General features: G+C 61.4%; 1 protein-coding gene and 1 pseudogene. One reads left to right on the forward strand and one right to left on the reverse strand.

Features of this window, described 5'->3' with window-relative positions:
• Positions 1-4: 4 nt before the first annotated feature.
• Positions 5-139 (reverse strand): annotated as a pseudogene (locus EOA86_RS41375) (hypothetical protein); the annotation flags it as partial.
• Between the two features lie 274 nt (positions 140-413).
• Here EOA86_RS41375 and EOA86_RS35640 point away from each other — a divergent pair.
• Entirely contained in the window at positions 414-992 is a 579-nt protein-coding gene (locus tag EOA86_RS35640) for a histidine phosphatase family protein (RefSeq protein WP_127207927.1), read from the forward strand.
• Positions 993-1,131: the final 139 nt, after the last annotated feature.

Genomic DNA, 1,131 nt, shown 5'->3' on the forward strand with positions numbered 1-1,131 from the left:
GTGCTCAATGCCTGAAATGCCTCACGCCGGTAAACACCATAGCGATGCCGTGGGCGTCGGCGGCGGCGATGACATCGTCGTCGCGCATCGAGCCACCCGGCTGGATGACGGCGGTAGCGCCGGCTTCGATCGCAGACATGTTTCGCCTATCCGATTGCGGCGCGTCGGCAAAAAGGCCGGAAGCCGCGTCTCAGCGCGGAAAATAGCCGTGATCGGCCCGGATTCCGCATTAACAGCACGGCTTGTCTACGAAATGGGCAGCTATGGCAAGAGGCTGACTCAGAGGAAGAGTTGAGCCAGCGCGTACGGTCTCATTCCCGCTTGTTTGGAGAGAGCGTAGAAGCCGCTATGCTTGCGTCGCTGACTGACCTGAAGAGCAGGCATGATATCAGATTCCATCGAAAGGCATGCGGATGAGCGCATTTCCCGAAATCTATCTAGTTCGGCATGGCGAGACGGAATGGAGCGCCTCCGGAAAGCACACCGGCCTGACCGACATACCGCTGACGCCTGCCGGCGAGGAGGCCGCCGGACGGGTCGCTGAGCGGTTGCAGGGCCTTTCGTTCCAGGCTGTCTGGTCGAGCCCGTCGCAGCGCGCCTTCAAGACTTGTACGCTGGCCGGCTTCGGTTCGGCCGGCGTGAAGAAGGCCGATCTGGCGGAATGGGATTACGGCGCTTACGAGGGGCTGACCACAAAGCAGATCCTCATCGAACGCCCCGGCTGGCGTCTGTTTCGCGATGGCTGCCCTGATGGCGAGGCGGCAGAGGACGTCGGCGCAAGGGCGGATCGAATCATCGACGAGCTGCGTGGCGTCAACGGCAATGTCCTGGTGTTTTCAAGCTCTCATTTCCTGCGGGTGCTGGCTACGCGCTGGCTCGGCCTGCCGCCGCAAAATGGAGCTCTGTTCGTGCTGGATACCGCCAGCACGAGCGTACTCGGCTATGAGCACGACATTAGCGAACCAATTATCCGGCGCTGGAACCAGAGATAACAGACGCTTTAAAGGCTTGTTCGCGTCTATCTGATCGCGTCCAGCGCCTGCCTCTGCCGGTGCATCTCCAAAAACACACGATAGTCGCGGTCGAACCGGCCGGCGGCCGGCGAATTGGGCTCTCGCGTCTTGCCGCCTT

It is taken from the genome of Mesorhizobium sp. M5C.F.Ca.IN.020.32.2.1 (genome assembly GCF_004023105.1).
Classification (GTDB): Bacteria; Pseudomonadota; Alphaproteobacteria; order Rhizobiales; family Rhizobiaceae; genus Mesorhizobium; species Mesorhizobium wenxiniae.